General features: G+C 42.6%; 3 protein-coding genes. 1 reads left to right on the top strand and 2 read right to left on the bottom strand.

Translation table 11 applies throughout. The annotated features are described in order from the left end of the window. The first annotated feature begins 84 nt into the window (after positions 1-84). The gene (locus F6K49_RS47305; RefSeq protein ID WP_143727781.1) at positions 85-267 is read left to right on the top strand and encodes a hypothetical protein; all 183 of its coding nucleotides are present in this window, start codon (positions 85-87) and stop codon (positions 265-267) included. On the opposite strand, the gene F6K49_RS47310 is transcribed toward F6K49_RS47305, so the two are convergent. Together F6K49_RS47310 and F6K49_RS47315 are read right to left on the bottom strand one after the other, a co-directional pair. Next, positions 264-1,445 carry an RNA-guided endonuclease TnpB family protein gene (locus F6K49_RS47310; RefSeq protein WP_075902891.1) on the bottom strand — a complete coding sequence of 394 codons (1,182 nt, stop codon included), beginning with the start codon at positions 1,443-1,445 and terminating at the stop codon, positions 264-266. The genes F6K49_RS47305 and F6K49_RS47310 overlap by 4 nt on opposite strands. Continuing rightward, positions 1,366-1,611, bottom strand: a 246-nt coding sequence (locus tag F6K49_RS47315) for a recombinase family protein (protein ID WP_293109453.1), incomplete at its 5' end; no start/stop codon positions are given. The genes F6K49_RS47315 and F6K49_RS47310, both read right to left, overlap by 80 nt.

Genomic DNA, 1,611 nt, shown 5'->3' on the forward strand with positions numbered 1-1,611 from the left:
TAAGAGTTGGTCATCTTTTGCACAAATTTTATCAAGTTTAGTAACTAGAAACCCCTTCGCCAAAGGAATATCGCAGGTAAACATATGCGCTACGCGCAGGCTACGCCAACAGCTATCAGCCGTCAGCCGTCAGCCGTCAGCCGACAGCTAATGAATGGAATCAATTGTGATAATTTTGTTCCCTGTTCCCTATTCCCTGTTCCCTATTCCCAGATCCGCTGTTCCCTTTGCTATTTAGCGAGATGTCATATCAGCGGATACATTTAACCAGGCAATTCCCGGCAAAACCCGGAAGCCGTGTACAGCACGTCGGTTATCGACGAGGAGGTATCCCTCAAAGCTTTTAGGTAAATCCCAAAAGCGCCATTATGATCACGGTCAATGGTGTGGCCACAATTTGGGCATTTAAATCGTTTAGAACTGCCTAACTTGCTGTGAATGTGGCCACATTTAGTACAAGTCTTGGATGTGTATTCTTCAGTGACGTCTACTACAAAACAGCCTCTTTTGGCTGCCTGATGCTTCAATGTCATCTTGAATCGATAATGTGCCCAAGACATCATTTTTCTAACGGTCTTGCTTCTTATTTTCCTCTTGGTTTTACTCACCATTTGAGATGTCTCAAATTTGGGAAGGTAAATAACTTGATACTCAGAAGTGAGGAAACAGGCAACCTTTTTGTGAGCTTCGTCTATAAGATTGCGAATTTTTACTCTCATTCGCTGAGCGGCCTTCCTGATCTTGAATCTTTTTCTTTTATTTTTAGATCCCTTAGCTAGAGAGGCGCGAGATATTAGATTATCTAAGTGGCAACAAAGGCGGTAAACTCGTCCAATGTCTCCTGAACCTATATCTAAAAACCTCTGGCCGTCAAATCCAGTCAAAAATGTCCTTACTCCAGGATCTAAAGCAATACTTCTATCTGGCAGAGAAGGTTTAGCAGGTTTTTCGTCTATGGCAAAAGTAATAAACCAACGTCCTCGATCAATAACCAGAGTAGGGTCATGAAGGATCTTTTCTGGCATTGATTCGCTACTATGAAAAACCCTACCTTTCGTCTCTTTTGGGTAAAAAGTCCCTTTCCTGAAGTTAACCTTATTGAACCTGATCGATTGAACTGGATCTGAAAACTTCCTAAACTTAGCTTCTCCGTCTACCTTCTTGGCTGCTTTATGAGCTTCAAATGCTTGAAATATTGCCGATTCCCTGGGGCTGTAAGGTGTTTTACTAACCCATTCAGGGACCTCTGACATTATTTTCTTTCTAAGGTCGTATTTCCCTATTTTTGTGGTTTTCAGAGTTGCGATAGCCTGATTGTAACACCATCTCGCGGCATTAATCCAAGTTCTCCATTTTAGCTTTAATTCAGTTTCCGGGTAGACTCGGATCTTCTTTGATAACTGACTTGTATTTCCTGAGTCCATAGAGTCTACAACTGAAGACATGGACGATGGCAAGGATGTCTTCCACCATCTCTCGTTCTGGAGATAGATTTGACTGGTCGAGAACCACGATTCTGCAACCGTTCTGTTCACAAATCCATTCGATAAGCTCGAATCCAAATCTTGCCATCCGGTCTTTGTGAGCGACCACAATTTCGCTGACGTCTCT

This window comes from Moorena sp. SIO3I6 (assembly GCF_010672095.1).